This is a genomic window from Agrobacterium tumefaciens (assembly GCF_017726655.1).
Lineage (GTDB): Bacteria > Pseudomonadota > Alphaproteobacteria > Rhizobiales > Rhizobiaceae > Agrobacterium > Agrobacterium tumefaciens_B.
The window spans coordinates 1,827,391-1,842,574 of sequence record NZ_CP072309.1; the positions used below are offsets into that span (position 1 = coordinate 1,827,391).

General features: G+C 59.3%; 14 protein-coding genes. 7 read left to right on the top strand and 7 right to left on the bottom strand.

Annotated elements, in window-relative coordinates:
- Positions 1-134 precede the first annotated feature (134 nt).
- From AT6N2_RS22635 to AT6N2_RS22645, 3 genes are all read right to left on the bottom strand, one after another.
- Positions 135-1,049 (bottom strand): tyrosine-type recombinase/integrase, encoded by a 915-nt coding sequence (locus AT6N2_RS22635; protein ID WP_209091544.1) that lies wholly within the window; start codon positions 1,047-1,049, stop codon positions 135-137.
- 238 nt (positions 1,050-1,287) lie between these two features.
- Positions 1,288-3,354, bottom strand: coding sequence for an ATP-dependent helicase (locus AT6N2_RS22640; RefSeq protein WP_209091546.1), 2,067 nt, complete (start codon positions 3,352-3,354; stop codon positions 1,288-1,290).
- Positions 3,355-3,464: 110 nt separating this feature from the next.
- Positions 3,465-3,728 carry a hypothetical protein gene (locus tag AT6N2_RS22645; protein WP_209091548.1) on the bottom strand — a complete coding sequence of 88 codons (264 nt, stop codon included), beginning with the start codon at positions 3,726-3,728 and terminating at the stop codon, positions 3,465-3,467.
- Positions 3,729-3,766: 38 nt separating this feature from the next.
- Between AT6N2_RS22645 and AT6N2_RS22650 the strand changes: the two genes are divergently transcribed.
- The 7 genes from AT6N2_RS22650 (at position 3,767) to AT6N2_RS22680 (ending at position 11,546) form a co-directional block, all read left to right on the top strand.
- A complete protein-coding gene (locus AT6N2_RS22650) occupies positions 3,767-4,504 on the top strand; it encodes a prolyl oligopeptidase family serine peptidase (protein WP_209091550.1) in 738 nt (245 codons plus the stop codon).
- A 198-nt stretch (positions 4,505-4,702) separates the two neighbouring features.
- Positions 4,703-5,773 (top strand): LacI family DNA-binding transcriptional regulator, encoded by a 1,071-nt coding sequence (locus tag AT6N2_RS22655; protein WP_209091551.1) that lies wholly within the window; start codon positions 4,703-4,705, stop codon positions 5,771-5,773.
- A 5-nt stretch (positions 5,774-5,778) separates the two neighbouring features.
- A complete protein-coding gene (locus AT6N2_RS22660; RefSeq protein ID WP_209091967.1) occupies positions 5,779-7,380 on the top strand; it encodes an FAD-dependent oxidoreductase in 1,602 nt (533 codons plus the stop codon).
- Between the two features lie 49 nt (positions 7,381-7,429).
- Complete coding sequence (locus AT6N2_RS22665) at positions 7,430-8,701, top strand: ABC transporter substrate-binding protein (RefSeq protein WP_209091552.1); 1,272 nt, start codon at positions 7,430-7,432, stop codon at positions 8,699-8,701.
- 10 nt (positions 8,702-8,711) lie between these two features.
- Positions 8,712-9,644 (top strand): carbohydrate ABC transporter permease, encoded by a 933-nt coding sequence (locus tag AT6N2_RS22670; protein WP_209091553.1) that lies wholly within the window; start codon positions 8,712-8,714, stop codon positions 9,642-9,644.
- Positions 9,634-10,476 carry a carbohydrate ABC transporter permease gene (locus tag AT6N2_RS22675; protein ID WP_209091554.1) on the top strand — a complete coding sequence of 281 codons (843 nt, stop codon included), beginning with the start codon at positions 9,634-9,636 and terminating at the stop codon, positions 10,474-10,476. Before AT6N2_RS22670 ends, AT6N2_RS22675 begins: the two co-directional genes overlap by 11 nt.
- A gap of 17 nt (positions 10,477-10,493) precedes the next feature.
- The gene (locus AT6N2_RS22680) at positions 10,494-11,546 is read left to right on the top strand and encodes an ABC transporter ATP-binding protein (protein ID WP_209091555.1); all 1,053 of its coding nucleotides are present in this window, start codon (positions 10,494-10,496) and stop codon (positions 11,544-11,546) included.
- Between the two features lie 60 nt (positions 11,547-11,606).
- On the opposite strand, the gene AT6N2_RS22685 is transcribed toward AT6N2_RS22680, so the two are convergent.
- From AT6N2_RS22685 to AT6N2_RS22700, 4 genes are read right to left on the bottom strand one after another with little or no spacing between them, the layout of a single operon-like run.
- On the bottom strand, positions 11,607-12,344 hold the full coding sequence (locus AT6N2_RS22685) for an ABC transporter ATP-binding protein (RefSeq protein WP_209091556.1): 738 nt from the start codon (positions 12,342-12,344) through the stop codon (positions 11,607-11,609).
- On the bottom strand, positions 12,341-13,186 hold the full coding sequence (locus AT6N2_RS22690; RefSeq protein WP_209091557.1) for an ABC transporter ATP-binding protein: 846 nt from the start codon (positions 13,184-13,186) through the stop codon (positions 12,341-12,343). The genes AT6N2_RS22685 and AT6N2_RS22690 overlap by 4 nt, the downstream gene beginning before the upstream one ends.
- Positions 13,173-14,072, bottom strand: coding sequence for an ABC transporter permease (locus tag AT6N2_RS22695; protein WP_045533899.1), 900 nt, complete (start codon positions 14,070-14,072; stop codon positions 13,173-13,175). The genes AT6N2_RS22690 and AT6N2_RS22695 overlap by 14 nt, the downstream gene beginning before the upstream one ends.
- The gene (locus AT6N2_RS22700) at positions 14,069-15,097 is read right to left on the bottom strand and encodes an ABC transporter permease (RefSeq protein WP_209091559.1); all 1,029 of its coding nucleotides are present in this window, start codon (positions 15,095-15,097) and stop codon (positions 14,069-14,071) included. Before AT6N2_RS22700 ends, AT6N2_RS22695 begins: the two co-directional genes overlap by 4 nt.
- Positions 15,098-15,184: the final 87 nt, after the last annotated feature.

Sequence of the window (15,184 nt, forward strand, 5' to 3'; positions counted from 1 at the left end):
TGCCAGTCTCGTGCAAACAATAGGGGGGGGCGAGCGGATGGGTGTACTAAAGGCGATAGCCAAGATCTATCTAGGCTACACATTGTCAGCGGTAGTAGCGGGTGTCTTGAGCGTCGTTGGCCTGGGCTTTTTCTCTAATCAGGCCAGAGCGAGCTTTGGAGAGCTCGTGTACGTGACGTTGATGACTGCAGCTGCGAGCCCGTAACTGCAGCGATCTCTGGCATGGTGCAGCCAGCCAACGCCATCCTTGTGATCGCCGTTCCACGAAGGTCATGGAACGTGAGGTCAACGACGCCAGCCTTCGCACAACATTTCCTCCACGAGGTGTTGAAGCCATCGCTTGTCCAGGCCCCGCCGCGGCTGTTTTTAAGGATGGTGCCATTGCCTATCTCAGTGCTTAGGACGCTAGCCAGTGATCCCATAGGCACCAAGACGCGCGCCTTCGTTTTGGACTGAGAGAACCGCAAATTGGAACCGTCAAAATCGTTCCAGGAGAGCCGCAGAAGGTCTCCTTTGCGCTGGCCGGTCCACAGGGCCAACTGAATGGCTAAACGCATGTGTGGAGGCGCAACGGCCTCAAACGCGGCCACGTCGGTGTCACTCCACGTCCGATCGCGTCTCTTCGATCGGTACAGTCGTCCGCCTCTCTCGGCGATGTTGACCGAAATTATTCCCCGGTCTTTCGCAAACGACAGGACACGAACCAAGACCATCCATGCGAAGTCTGCGCTGCGAGGCTTGTCGGCCATGCCGTCACGCCACTCCTTAAACTTGCCGCGCGTCGCAGGTTTTTGGAGTTCATCAAGGGAAAGGCGGCCGAACTCCATCCGGATCTTGTCAAGGTATCGATCGTATTCTTGACGGGTGACAGCCTTGGTGTGGCGGAAATCTGAAGAGCCGCGATATAGCGTTATGAGCGTCGACAAATTAGTGGGTGAGGGCGCTCGGCGCCGCTCGTGAGCCTGCCTAAATGCGCCATCAAGAAGTGGATCGCCCGGCTGAATTGGCTCGCCCTTGTCGTTCTTGAGCAGAGGGCCGACGAACAACACGAAGACAGCCTGTTGGTCGTGGCGTGTTTTTCACGTATAGCGAGTGATCTGCTGTCACAAGAAGTTCGCTGAATCCAGATCCGAGGCGCGGCCTGATCGCTCCTCGGCTTCGTCAGCTGTTTCAGCGCCCCAAGAGTACTATCGAGGCGGACTGCCGAGAGGAAACGAATCTTTGTTTAATAGCCGTCCCGTCGATCGGCGCCGCGCAGAGGTGGATATTGCCGAAAAAAAACCAGTCCTACTTCCACATCGCCCTCATCCGCGCACCCACATCAATTCGGATCTGCTGCGCGCTGCGTTCGGAAGCGGCGGCTGAAACCAGTGGCCAGGTCATCGTCTCAAAAAACTGCAGCAATGTCGCCGGTATGAAACGTGTCCTGGCGGCGTAAACATGCCGGTCACCCTGCTGACTCTGCCCGCCTGTGAAGAAGCGTTGGGGCGTGATCAGCGACAGGCTGTCCTTGGCGCGGGTCATGGCGACGTAGAGCAGCCGGCGTTCCTCCTCCAGTTCCTGGGTGGTGCCGACACCGAGGTCGGAGGGGATGCAGCCGTCGACCACATTGAGGATGAAGACGGAGCGCCACTCTTGACCTTTGGCGGAATGGATGGTCGAGAGGCTCAGATAATCCTCGTCAAGCAGCGGCACGCCGGCCTGATCGCTGGTGGCGTCCGGCGGATCGAGCGTCAGTTCAGTCAGAAAGCGCTCGCGCGATGGGTAGCCGCCGGCGATCTGCTCTAGCTGCAGCAGATCGGCCTTGCGGGTGTCCGCATCCTCATGCAGGCGTTCCAGATGCGGCTCGTACCACAGCCGAGCCTGCCCGATCTGGCCCGGCCAGTCATTTGGCGCCTGCCGCAGGCCTACAAGCATTTGTGTAAAGGCTGCCCAGTCATCGCCGGTCTTCGGCGGCGACGGAATTTCGGCGAGGGCAAGCAGCGGCTCTGGGTCTGTCGCAATCGCATCGAGAATGTTGCCAGCCTTCTTCGGTCCGATGCCTGGCAGCATCTGCAGCAGCCGGAAACCGGCGACGCGGTCGCGCGGGTTCTGTGCGAAACGCAGCGCGGCCAGCATATCTTTCACGTGGGCGCTGTCCAGGAATTTCAGGCCGCCGAATTTGACGAAGGGGATGTTGCGGCGGGTCAGTTCCACCTCGAGCGGACCACTATGGCTGGAGGTGCGGAACAGCACGGCCTGCTGTTTCAGCGTCATGCCGCTCTCGCGATTGGCGAGGATCTGGTCGATGATGAAGTTCGCCTGCTCGGTTTCATCCTTCACCGTTACGAGCCTTGGGCGCTCAAGCGATACCCGCTCGGTCCAGAGGTTCTTGGTGAAGCGCTCGCGCGCGAGATCAATGACGCCGTTGGCGGCGGCAAGGATCGGCTGCGTGGAGCGATAGTTGCGGTCCAGCGTGATGATATCGGCCGCCGGGCTGAAGGAAGCCGGGAAATCGAGGATGTTGCGAACGGTCGCTGCGCGGAAAGAATAAATCGACTGCGCATCGTCGCCCACCACGGTCAAGCCGCGGCCACCGGGCTTCAGCGCCATCAGCACCGAAGCCTGCAGCCGGTTGGTATCCTGATATTCATCGACCATCACATGGTCGAAGCGGTTGCCTATATCATCAGCCAGAACGGGGTCGCTGACCATCTGGGACCAGTAGAGCAGAAGATCGTCGTAATCGAGCACGTTCTGGACCTGTTTGGCCTCGACATAGGCCGCGAACAGTTCCCTGAGTTCGCTTTCCCAGTTGGCAACCCAGGGATAATGCTGGCGCAAGATGTCCTTGAGTGGTGTCTGGGAATTCACGACGCGCGAATAGATCGCAAGACAGGTGCCCTTTGTCGGAAAGCGGCTTTCGGTTTTCGAGAAACCCAGCTCGTGCCGGGCAAGATTCATCAGGTCGGCGCTGTCTTCGCGGTCGTGGATGGTGAAATCGATGTTGAGCCCGATTTGCTCGGCATAGATGCGCAACAGCCGTGCACCAATGCCGTGAAACGTGCCGGACCAGGCCAATGCATCTGTCATGATTGCCGAATTTGCCCCGAGGACCTGCTTGCATATCCGTTCGACACGGCGCGCCATCTCGGAGGCTGCGCGCCTTGAGAACGTCATCAGCAGGATGCGGCGGGGATCGGCGCCATTCACGATCAGATGCGCAACACGGTGAGCCAGCGTATTGGTCTTGCCCGAACCGGCGCCGGCGATGATCAAAAGCGGACCGGCGACATGTCCATCCACCAGTCCAACCCCATGTTCCACGGCCTTGCGTTGCTGCTCGTTCAGTTTTTCCAGATAGGCAACCGCCATCCTGCACTAATCCTCGATATCTGTTCTAGGCGAAGTTGCCTGCCCGAAAACGGCGGGCGACTGAGCCCGCGCGGCCATTTCGCCTTCGTGCCGCAATGATTAGCAAAGACTCAAACAGCAAGCCAGAACAAATGCTGAACGTAAAGGCCTTGCTGCACAAGTCCGGTTGGCGCCATCACCTGACAGCTCGATTTCTCAAGTCTCTTCCGCGAATGTTGCCTCAGCAGCGGAAGCGGATATGCTGTCGGCGCATCGCCGGAAATCAGATGAGGCAGTTGTCTCATTGGTTTGAAATAAAGAGATATTTCATGTTTTTCGAGGCGCTTTTCCTGCTTTTTCCGGGAGCGTTGAACCCGATCAGGTTTGACGGTCATTACCCCGGAAGAGGCTTATTCACTGGGAGGAAAAAATCATGAGACGACTTAAATTCTGCCTGATCGCTCTGGCCGCAATCACTGCCTCGACATTTGCACAGGCCGAACAGAAAGCGATGAAATCCGATGTTACCATCGCTTCTGACCTCAACTACCTGCTTTATACGCCCAAGGATTACGCCGGCTCGAACAAGACCTATCCTCTTGTCGTCTGGCTGCATGGCGGCGATCAGGGCGGCAGCGACGTCGAAAAGCTACGGTCGAGCGGCTTGCCGAAAATGATAGAGGAGGGGCGTGACTTTCCCTTCCTGGTGTTTTCACCCCAAAATCCGAGCGAGGAACTACTTTACCCGATCGAGCGTGTCGCCAGTGTTCTTGAGGCGGTGGTGGCCAACCACCGGGTGGACCGGGAGCGCATCTATCTGATCGGCTATAGCCGGGGAGGGTTCGGCGCATGGTCCATGGCAGAGCAGTTTCCTCAAACATTCGCCGCGGTGGTTCCGATTGCCGGCGACGGCATTCGGCACTACCTCAATCGAACGAACGAGAAGGCGGCTTTCTGGGCCTTTCATGGCGCAGATGACGAGGTGATCCCGCTGTCCGATACAGTGGTGCTCGTGCAACGTCTTAAGGAGCTGAAGCGCTATGTTCGGCTCACCGTGCTTGAGGACACTGACCATCAGGCGGTCGAGGGAAAGGTGCTGAACGACGAGGCGATGTGGACTTGGTTGCTTGAGAAGAAGCTTGCGGGCGAAAAAGCGCCCTCGAATCCGTAAATTCGGGCCGACCGCTGTTTTTTACAGCTGACATTGCCGTTTCTGCCGCGTTTTGCCATTACAGCGCAGGCTTGCGATAATCTGCGACCCTTTCAGCGAATGCACTTTATCGCTTGACTCCCTACGCGGAGATGGTGCTAATACGCATTAGCTGCTAATACGTATTAGCAGGGAACGGATGCCGGAGGAGGGCATGGCGTGTCCAGTCACAGACGTCTCACGCAGAACGATATCGCCAAGCTTGCCGGTGTCAGCCAGGCAACGGTGTCTCTTGTTCTGAACGGCGCGCCGGCAGCGGTCGCGCGCATCCCGGACGAAACCCGGGAAAGGGTGCAGGCCGTCATTCGCCAGACCGGTTATGTTGCCGATCCGATTGCGCGGCGCATGGCCAAGGGGCTGAACCGGATCCTCGGCGTTTTCACCTATGAGCCAGCATTCCCGAGCGCCCAGGCTGATTTCTTTACGCCCTTCCTGCTGGGTATCGAAGAAGAGGCGCAACAGCAGGCTTATGATCTTCTGCTGCTGACGAGCGCCGGTGTCGGCGATAACCGCAAGATTTTCTCGGAGGGCAACAGGCTTCGGATTGCGGACGGCTGTCTGGTTCTCGGCCGCGAGTTCGATCGCAAGGAACTCGCCCGGCTGGTTTCGGAAGACTATCCCTTCGTCGCGATCGGCCGCCGTGAAGATGCCGGTGGTCCGGTTCCCTATGTCGGCGGCGACTACGCCGCGGGCACGCGTCAGCTTGTCGAAGACGCCATCGCGCTGGGACACACCAGGCTCGCCTATATCGGACCTTATGGTCCGGCAGAATCGATTGCCGATCGCTGGCAAGGTTTCAGCGCGGCGCTCGCAGATGCGGCCATGATTGCCCTGCATATCAAGGCGGTCAACCGCCCGGCCGAGAAAATACTTGATGCCATCATTGAGAGCGGGGCCACAGTCGCCTTCTTCATAGAATTGGCCGATGCCGTGCGCGTCGAGGCACTGGCGCGGGCGAGGGGGCTTGTCGTGCCGGACGCATTTTCGATGATCGTGCTTGGCAGCCATATCAGGGCCGCACGCAGCCCCGTGCGTTTCACCTCCTATGAAATTCCGCGCGAGGAGATGGGGCGGCAGGCAACCGCCATGCTGGTCAACCGCATCGAGACCGGCAGCGCCGGTGGGCAAATCCTTCTCAAATGTGAACCCGTCAAGGGAGAGACGTTGGGGCCGGCCCCGACCGGCTCTGCAAACAAGTCCTCAGTCAACAAAACGGATGTGACGTCGTGAAAGACATGAAAGCAGATATTCTCGTGGTCGGTGGCGGCCTTGGCGGCGTAGCGGCGGCACTGGCGGCCGCACGAGTGGGCAAACGCGTGATCATGACCGAAGAATACGACTGGATCGGCGGCCAATTGACCAGTCAGGCCGTTCCTTCGGACGAGCATACATGGGTTGAACAGTTCGGCATCACCCGGTCCTACCGGGCGCTGCGCAACGGTGTGCGGCAATATTATCGAGACCATTATCCGCTGACGGAAGGCGCGCGCGCGTGGGGTGACCTTAATCCGGGCGGCGGATGGGTGAGCCGCATCTGCGCCGAGCCGCGTGTCAGCCTCGCGGTCATGGAAAGCATGCTGATGCCCTATATTGGCGCAGGTCGCCTGACGATACTCAAGCCCTGGCGTCCTGTCGCGGCCGATGTGGACGGCGACTTGGTTCGCTCCGTGACCCTCCGCCATCGCGACAGCGGCGCTGAAATCGTCATATCCGCCGATTACGTACTCGACGCCACCGAACTTGGCGATCTGCTGCCGATAACCGGCACGGAATATGCCAAGGGTTTTGAGGCGCAGTCGGACACGGAAGAACCGAGCGCGCCAGAGCACGCTCAACCGGACAATGTGCAGGCTGTCTCAATCTGCTTTGCCATTGACCATGTCGATGGCGACCAGACGATCGACAAGCCTGAGAACTACGACTATTGGCGCTCCTACCAGCCGCATTTCTGGGGTGGTCCGCTCCTCGGCTTCACCGCGCCCCATCCGCGCACGCTCGAGCATACCACCCGCTCCTTCACGCCAAATCCCGATGATAATCCCCTGCTGGTCGATGCCGACCAGCGCAAGGGCGGCGGTGATGAGAATCTCTGGATTTTCCGGCGCATCGCAGCACGGAAAAACTTTGCGCCCGGCTTCTATCAGTCGGATATCTGCCTCGTGAATTGGCCGATGATCGATTACATGGATGGCACGATCATCGATGTGACCGAGGAAGAAAAGGCGCGCCACCTGAAGGCGGCGGCAGATCTTTCTTATTCGGTGTTTTACTGGCTGCAGACGGAAGCACCGCGCCTTGATGGCGGGCAGGGGTTCCGCGGGCTTCGGCTGCGTGGCGACATCACCGGTACCGACCATGGGCTTGCCATGGCACCCTACATTCGCGAAAGCCGCCGTATCAAGCCGGTGACGCGCATCGTCGAGCAGGATCTTTCCTACACGGTTCGCGGTGAAAGAGGCGCTGTCCGCTATCGCGACAGCATCGGTATCGGCATGTACCGCATCGACCTGCATCCATCGACAGGCGGCGACAACTATATCGACGTGCCATCCTGCCCGTTTGAAATACCGCTCGGTGCGCTGATCCCGCAGCGGGTGAGAAACCTGATCCCGGCCGGCAAGAACATCGGCACGACGCATATTACCAATGGTTGCTACCGCCTTCATCCGGTCGAATGGAACATCGGCGAAGTGGCCGGGATGCTTGCGGCGCACTGCCTGGAAAATGGCCTCACGCCACATCAGGTGCAGGAAGACGATGACCGCCTGGAAGCCTTCCAGACGCAGCTGACCCGTCAGGGCATCGAAATACGCTGGCCTGATATCGCGGCCTATTAGGACGGCGGTTTGCCGTCTCATCGAACCCATCTTTGGAGGAGGACCGGGAATGAACAATCATTTTAAACTGAAATCCACGGCCTGTGCGCTTGCCCTGATTGGCTCGTTTGCGTTTGCGGGCGGAGCGGTTGCGCAGGATGCGGTTAATCTGCGCATGACGATCTGGAGCGCCAACGAGGCGCATCTCAAGCTCTTCAACGAGATCGCAGCCGGTTTCAAGAAGGATCATCCAAATGTCAGCGTGACTTATGAGTCCCTGCCTTTCGATACCTACACGACTGCACTCACCACACAGATCGCGGGCGGCAACGCACCTGACATGGCCTGGATTTTCGAGACGTCGGCTTATGATTTCGTCAAGTCCGGGGCGCTCTACCCGCTGACGGACACACTGAAGGCTGCGCCGGGATATAATCTTGAGGAGGTCGGTGCCGGCGCCACGGAACGCTGGTCGCAGGACGGTACGCTTTACGCCTATCCGTTTTCGACCTCGCCCTTCGCCGTCTTCGTCAATAACGATCTTATCAAGGCTGCCGGGGCCAAAACCCCAGCCGACATGATCGCTGCCGGCGAATGGACCTGGGACAACGCCATCGCCACGGCGTCGGCTGTCGCCAAGACCGGAAAGGGCGGGCTTGTCGTCCGCGATTTCAATTACCAGAGCTGGCAATATCTCACCTCCGTCTGGAATGGCTGGGGGGCTTCACCCTGGAGCGCTGACGGCGCCACCTGCACCATGGCGGAAAAGCCGATGGCGGATGCCATTTCGTTCATCCACGACGCCATCTTCGACAAGAAGGCCATTCCGGGCCCCGGCGAGACGGTCGATTTTTTTGCTGGCAATGCGGCGATGACGATTACGCAGATCAGCCGTGCCTCGCTTCTGCCGAAGGACAAGCCATTTGGCTGGGACCTCGTGCCTCTTCCAAAGGGCCCTGCGGGCGATTATGCGCTGATCGGCCAGGCGGGTATCGGCGTCATGCAATCAGGCAAGAATGCCGAGACCGCGGCGCAATTCGTGGCTTACATGACCAATCCGGAAAATTCCGCCAAACTCAGCCAGTTCTTCCCTTCAGCGCGCAAGTCTTTGCTGAATGCGCAGGTGCTGAAAAAGACGAACCCGCTTCTCAGCGAGGAGCAGATCGAAAAGGTTGTCATCTCAGGCATCTCGACTGGCAAGGTCATGCCCGGCCACACCGGTTTCGCGCAGATCCAGCAGATCGTGCGTTCGAACCTCGACGCCGTCTGGCGGCCGCAGGCCGATGTGGCCGGCGCGCTTCAAAAAATCTGCGTCCAGATCGGGCCGCTCTTGAAGCGCTGAGGAGAAAACCATGGCTGTCGCGCAGGATATTGCCCGTACTCAGGATCGTCCGGCCCCGGCGTTCTGGACCATCGCGCGGCGCGACAGCCTTGCGGGCTTCCTGTTCATCGCCCCGCAGCTGATCGGCATCGTCATCTTCGTTCTGATCCCGCTCGGGCTGGTGTTCTGGTATTCGCTGCATGAATGGAATGTGCTCGCCAACACCTTCACCTATACGGGTGCGCAGAACTACCGGATGTTGGTCGAGGACGACAATCTTCGCGACGTCCTTGGCGCGACGGCGATTTTTTCGGCCGGGCTCGTCGTGTTCAACCTTTCACTGGCGCTGCTTCTGGCCGTATTACTGAACCAGAAACTAGCTGGCATCGCGATATTCCGGACGCTGTTCTTCTCGCCTGTCGTCGTCTCGCTGGTTGCCTGGACGATCGTCTGGGGGTTCCTGTTGCAGAAAAATGGCGGCATCAACGGCATGTTGCTGATGGCCGGCATCGAAGGCCCCAACTGGCTGCGCGAGGAGACGACCGCGATGATTTCAGTCATCGTCGTGCAGGTCTTCAAGAATGTCGGGCTTAACATGATCCTGTTTCTGGCGGCACTTCAGGGTGTGCCGAAAGAACTCTACGAAGCCGCCCGCATCGACGGTGCGCCCGCCTTCAAGCAGTTTCGTCGCATTACCCTGCCGATGATCAGCCCGACGATCCTGTTAACCTCGATCATTACGATTGTTGGCTCGCTGCAGGTTTTTGCGCAGATCGCAGTTCTGACCCAGGGGGGGCCAGGTCTCTCGACCACGGTGCTGGTCTATTACCTCTATCAGCAGGCCTTCCAGTTTCATTTCTTTGGCTACGGCTCGACGCTGTCCATCCTGCTGTTTGTGATCGTCGCCGTACTGACCTTCGCCCAGTGGCAGATGCGCAAGAGAATCGTCTTTTATGAAAGCTGACCTTTCCCCACGCATGCAAGTCGCTCTTTACGGGGTGTTGTGCGTGCTCCTGATCCCGTTCGTCTTTCCGACCTGGTGGATGGTGACGTCATCGATCAAGCCGATCAGCGATATCTTCGCCTTCCCGCCGCAATTCTTCCCGCAAAACCAGGACTGGACGAGCTATTCCAAGGTCTTCGAGTTGCAGCCTTTCGTGCGGCAATACTGGAATTCCGCCTACATCGCAGCTGTCGTGACGGCAGGAACGATGATCATATCGTCCATGGCAGGCTATGCTTTTGCGCGGATCCGGTTTCCGGGCGCAAATCTCATTTTCATGGTCGTACTGCTTGGCCTGCTCATTCCGTCGGAGGTCACGATCGTGCCGCTGTTTCAGATGTTTCTGAAGGCGGGCATGGTCAACACACACTGGCCGCTCATTCTTGTGCCGATCTTCGGTGCGCCCAGTGTTTTTGCCACTTTCGTCATGCGGCAGTTCTTCGTGACGCTGCCCGCCGAGCTCGAAGAGGCGGCGCGTGTCGATGGTCTCGGGCGCTTCAAGATATTCCGCAGGATCGCGCTGCCGCTGGCAAAACCGGCGCTGGCCTCGGTTGCGATCTTCACCTTCCTGCACTCCTGGAACCTGTTCCTTGAGCCTATCGTCTTTCTCTCCAGCGCAGAGATGTTCACGCTGCCGCAGGCGCTGACCCAATATACCGACGCCTATGGCGGACCGATGTGGAATATCCAGCTTGCCGCAGCGACGCTGACGGCGCTGCCCGTGCTCATCGTCTTCGTGATTGCCCAGAAGCAGTTCGTCGAAGGCCTCGCCCATACCGGCCTCAAGGGCTGAAGAACCGGATTTAATCGATGGCTAACGTAACCCTGTCCGACATCCGCAAAAGCTATGGCGCGGTAAAAACCATTCACGGCGTCGATCTCGATATCAGGGATGGCGAATTTGTCGTCCTCGTCGGCCCCTCCGGCTGCGGCAAGTCTACCCTGCTGCGGATGGTCGCCGGTCTCGAAACGATCACGGGTGGTGAACTCAAGATCGGCGAGCGGATCGTCAACGATCTCGATCCCAAGGACCGCGACATCGCCATGGTGTTCCAGTCATACGCTCTTTACCCGCATATGACGGTCGCAACCAATATGGGCTTTTCGCTGGAGCATCGCGGCTCAAGCAAACAGGAAATTGCCGAGAAGGTGAACTGGGCGGCGGAGATCCTTGGTCTTACCGCATTGCTCGACCGTTATCCCCGCCAGCTCTCCGGCGGTCAGCGCCAGCGTGTTGCGATGGGCCGCGCAATCGTTCGCAATCCGCAGGTGTTCCTGTTCGACGAACCCCTCTCAAACCTTGATGCCAAACTGCGCGTCGTGATGCGTGGCGAGATCAAAGCCTTGCACCAGAAACTCAGGACCACCACGATCTATGTGACGCATGACCAGGTGGAGGCGATGACGATGGCTGACAGGGTCGTCGTGCTGAACGGCGGCCGTGTCGAACAGGTCGGCACGCCGCTCGAACTTTACGACCGTCCGGCAAACGAGTTCGTTGCCGGCTTCATAGGCTCACCTTCCATGAACTTTCTGCCCGGCGAGATATCGCAAGCCGGTTTTGAAACCGGCGGTGTGGTCTTGCCATTGCCGGCCGCTGCCGCCGCTCTTGCGGGAAAAGGGGCGACTTATGGCATCCGGCCCGAGCACCTCGTCCTTGATCCCTCGGGCGTACCGGCCGAGATCCTGCTTGTCGAACCGCTGGGATCGGAAACACAGGTCACCATGACCCTGGGTGGTTCGCGGGTGCTCGGCGTTTTTCGCGAACGCATAGGCCAGGCGGTCGGCGAGGAGATAAGGATATCCCCGTCTTTGGACGGCATTCATCTGTTTTCGGACGAGAACGGCGGTCGGCTGAACTGAGCCCCGGCGCGCGTTCAGACAGGTCCAGCCGCGGCGTTGCCATCTCCGCGACCGATCATCTCAAAGAAAGCTGCTTTCGAACAGCTCGCCTGAATAGGCGGCATGGGTAACGCCTGCTTCAAGGTCGGCCTTGGTCAGCTCATCCACAAAAACGCCGTTCTGCATCACCAGCACGCGATCGCACATATGGGCGATGACAGCCAGATCATGGCTGACGAGAACAAAGGTCAGATCGCGTTCTTCGCGCTGGTCGGCAAGAAGGTTGAGGATTTCGGCCTGGATGGAAACGTCGAGCGCGGATGTCGGCTCGTCGAGCAGCAGGATAGGTGGTTCGAGGATCAGCGCGCGTGCGATTGCCACGCGCTGGCGCTGACCGCCGGAAAGTTCATGCGGGAAGCGCTCGGCAAAATGCACAGGCAGGCCAACCTGTTGCAGGGCGGCGGGAACCTTCGACCAGCCGTCGCCAAGCCCCATGGCGCGGATGGGCTCGGCCAGTGCCCGACCGATGCGGTGGCGAGGATGCAGCGAACCGTAGGGATCCTGAAACACCATCTGGGCCAGTTTCAGTTCGTCGCGGCTGCGGGTCTTGCCGACCGGTTTGCCATTGAAGCTGATCGAGCCGGTCCAGCCGGACTCCAGACCTGCCAGCGAGCGAAGCAGGGTCGATTTTCCGCAGCCGCTTTCGCCGACGATTCCGAGGGTTTCGCCTTTGTTGACCGTAAGGCTGACGCCGCGCACGACGTGGTTTCGTTTTTCCTTGGCGCCGTAGACGACGTCGAGCTTGTCTACCGTGATCATCGCATCACCTCCGCATCGATTGCCTGACGATCCAACACCTTGAGACGCCTGACCGGATTGCGGGGATCGGGCATGGCCGCGATCAGGCCGCGCGTATAGGGATGCTGCGCATCTTCAAGCTTCGTCAGCGTTTCCACCACGCGCCCGCCATACATGACCAGCACGCGTTCGCAGAAGGCCGCCACCATGCGGATGTCGTGGCTGATGAGGATCAGGCCCGAATTGTTCTCGCGCACCATCTCGTCCAGAAGCAGAAGTACATCCTTGCGCACGCTGACATCGAGGGCCGAGGTTGGTTCGTCGGCGATGACAAGCTTCGGCTTGGCGAGCAGCATCATGGCGATCATCACCCGCTGCCCCATGCCACCCGATATCTGGTGTGGATAAAGCGCCATGACACGGTCGGGATCGTTTATACGCACGCGCAGCAGCATGTCGCGCGCCGCAGCCCTTGCCGCCTGGCCGGTAAGCGCCAGATGCAGTTCGGCGGCTTCCGCCACCTGTTTGCCGATGGGCAGCACCGGGTTCAGCGAATAACGCGGGTCCTGCATGATCAGCGCCATCTCGCTGCCGCGGATCGCGCCCATCTGCCGTTCGGTTTTTGTGAGCAGCGGTTCGCCAAGAAAATCCAATTTCTCCGCCGTCACTGTCGCGCTCTTCGGCAAAAGGCGCATCGCGGCCCGGCCGGTGGTGGATTTTCCGGAACCGGATTCACCGACGATACCGACCCTTTCGCGGCCAACGTCGAAATTGACGTTGGAAACGGCGGAAATGGCATTGCGCCCAAAACGGACATTGAGGTCGCGTACCGAGAGTATGGGAGTGCTGTCAGGAACGGGCATGACGCGGATCCAGAAGGTCGCGCAGCGTATCGCCGGCGATGTTGAAGGCAAGGCTCGTCAGCAGGATGGCGATGCCGGGCATGACGGCGACCCACCAGTAATCGAGCATGAATTTGCGGCCGCTGGAGATCATCGCACCCCATTCAGGCAGCGGCGGCTGCGCCCCAAGGCCGAGAAAGCCGAGCGAAGCAGCCGTCAGGATGATGCCCGCCATGTTCAGCGTGAGGCGAACGATGACCGAGGGAATGCACATCGGCGCGATATAGAGAAACAGGATGCGCAGCGGCGAGGCACCGTAGAGGCGAGCGGCGGCCACATAATCGGTGTTTCGCACCACCAGTGCTTCCGCGCGAGCGAGACGCGCAATCGGTGGCCACGCCGTCAGCGAGATCGCGATGATCGCTGTTCCGAGACCGGCTCCCATCGCAGCTGCAAAGGCAAGTGCGAGCACGAGCGAGGGGAAGGAGAGGACGATATCGGTCGCGCGCATTAAGATGGCATCGGTGCGCCCGCCGAAGAAACCGGCCATGACGCCAATCGCAAGGCCGATCGGACCAACGATGACCGAGACCGACAGGACGGTCTGGATGGTGATGCGGGTGCCGTAGACGAGCCGGCTGAAAATATCGCGGCCAAATTCGTCGGTTCCTGCCAGATGCGCCCAGCTTGGCGGCTGAAGCGCGTTTTCGAGCGCCTGGCGGGCAGGATCGTAAGGCGCAATCAGCGGAGCGAAAATGGCGACCAGAACCAGAACCGCCAGAATGGCGAAGCCGAACATCCCAAGTGGCTCGTCTGCGAGCTTTCTAAGTGTCCGCACGGTTGTGGTCGACAGGCGCGACAGGGCGCCGGGGCGATCAACTGTATTGTTTTGCGCGATATCGGTCATCGTGCGGCCTCCCGTGTGCGGGGATCAAGCGTAGTGTAGGCCAGATCGGCGAGGAAGTTGAGCAACATGAATATGAAGCCGATGACGATCGTGGCGGCGAGGATTGCATTCATGTCGCCGATGAGCAGCGCATTGGTCATATATTGGCCGATGCCCGGCCAGGAAAAGACGATCTCGGTGACCACGGCGCCTTCCAGCAGATTGCCGTAGGAAATTGCCAGAACGGTGATGAGCTGCACGGCGATATTGGGCAGTACATGGCGTGTTACGGTGCGTGCGGGACTGACACCTTTTGCTCGCGCCGCGATGACGTAGTCCTGGCTCAGCTGTTCGAGGGTGAAGGCCCTGGTCATGCGGGTGATATAGGCCATGGCCATATAGGCAAGAATTACGGCCGGCAGGATGATATGTCCGAGCGCGTTCCAGAAGATTTCCGTCTCGCCCGCAAGCAGGCTGTCGACCAGCATCAGGCCGGTTCTGGGTTCCACAAGACCCTCGTAGAACACGTCCACCCGGCCAGGCCCTCCGACCAGATTGAGACCGGCATAGAAAATGACGAGCCCGACAATGCCGAACCAGAAGACAGGTATCGAGTGTCCAACCAGCGCAAAGACACGCGCGAACTTGTCGATGAACGTATCGCGAAACAGAGCTGCTGCAAGACCGAGGGGAACGCCGATGATCGTCGAGATGATGATCGCCAGGGTCGCGAGTTCGAAGGTTGCGGGGAAGGCCTGCGCCAGATCGCGCGTCACGGGATTACCCGTCAGGATCGCGATACCGAAATCTCCATGCAGCAGACCACGCAAATAAATGAAGAACTGCTGATAAAGTGGCAGATCAAGGCCAAGCCGCGCCCTCATGGCCTCATAGGCCTTTGGATCGGCAAGCTCGCCGACGATTGCTCCGACCGGATCGGTCGGCATCACACGGCCTATGATGAAGGTGATGCAGAGCAGGATGAAGAGGCTGACGATCAGTTGCAGAAAACGATGTCCAAGCCCGCGCAGTGAAATCTCCGTCATAGGTGGCCGCACTTTCTTGAGAGAAATCCGTCAGCGGCCGGCCCTTTGCCCGCTGCTCGCCGCAGACGCGCAATTCTCTTTTGTAAA

Bases quoted from the DNA above. Each gene is read 5' to 3' on its own strand.
- AT6N2_RS22700 (WP_209091559.1), bottom strand. From the start codon at position 15,097: ATGACGGAGATTTCACTGCGCGGGCTTGGACATCGTTTTCTGCAACTG.
- AT6N2_RS22660 (WP_209091967.1), top strand. From the start codon at position 5,779: ATGAAAGCAGATATTCTCGTGGTCGGTGGCGGCCTTGGCGGCGTAGCG.
- AT6N2_RS22680 (WP_209091555.1), top strand. From the start codon at position 10,494: ATGGCTAACGTAACCCTGTCCGACATCCGCAAAAGCTATGGCGCGGTA.
- AT6N2_RS22675 (WP_209091554.1), top strand. From the start codon at position 9,634: ATGAAAGCTGACCTTTCCCCACGCATGCAAGTCGCTCTTTACGGGGTG.
- AT6N2_RS22690 (WP_209091557.1), bottom strand. From the start codon at position 13,186: ATGCCCGTTCCTGACAGCACTCCCATACTCTCGGTACGCGACCTCAAT.
- AT6N2_RS22665 (WP_209091552.1), top strand. From the start codon at position 7,430: ATGAACAATCATTTTAAACTGAAATCCACGGCCTGTGCGCTTGCCCTG.
- AT6N2_RS22695 (WP_045533899.1), bottom strand. From the start codon at position 14,072: ATGACCGATATCGCGCAAAACAATACAGTTGATCGCCCCGGCGCCCTG.
- AT6N2_RS22650 (WP_209091550.1), top strand. From the start codon at position 3,767: ATGAGACGACTTAAATTCTGCCTGATCGCTCTGGCCGCAATCACTGCC.
- AT6N2_RS22640 (WP_209091546.1), bottom strand. From the start codon at position 3,354: ATGGCGGTTGCCTATCTGGAAAAACTGAACGAGCAGCAACGCAAGGCC.
- AT6N2_RS22645 (WP_209091548.1), bottom strand. From the start codon at position 3,728: ATGACCGTCAAACCTGATCGGGTTCAACGCTCCCGGAAAAAGCAGGAA.
- AT6N2_RS22685 (WP_209091556.1), bottom strand. From the start codon at position 12,344: ATGATCACGGTAGACAAGCTCGACGTCGTCTACGGCGCCAAGGAAAAA.
- AT6N2_RS22670 (WP_209091553.1), top strand. From the start codon at position 8,712: ATGGCTGTCGCGCAGGATATTGCCCGTACTCAGGATCGTCCGGCCCCG.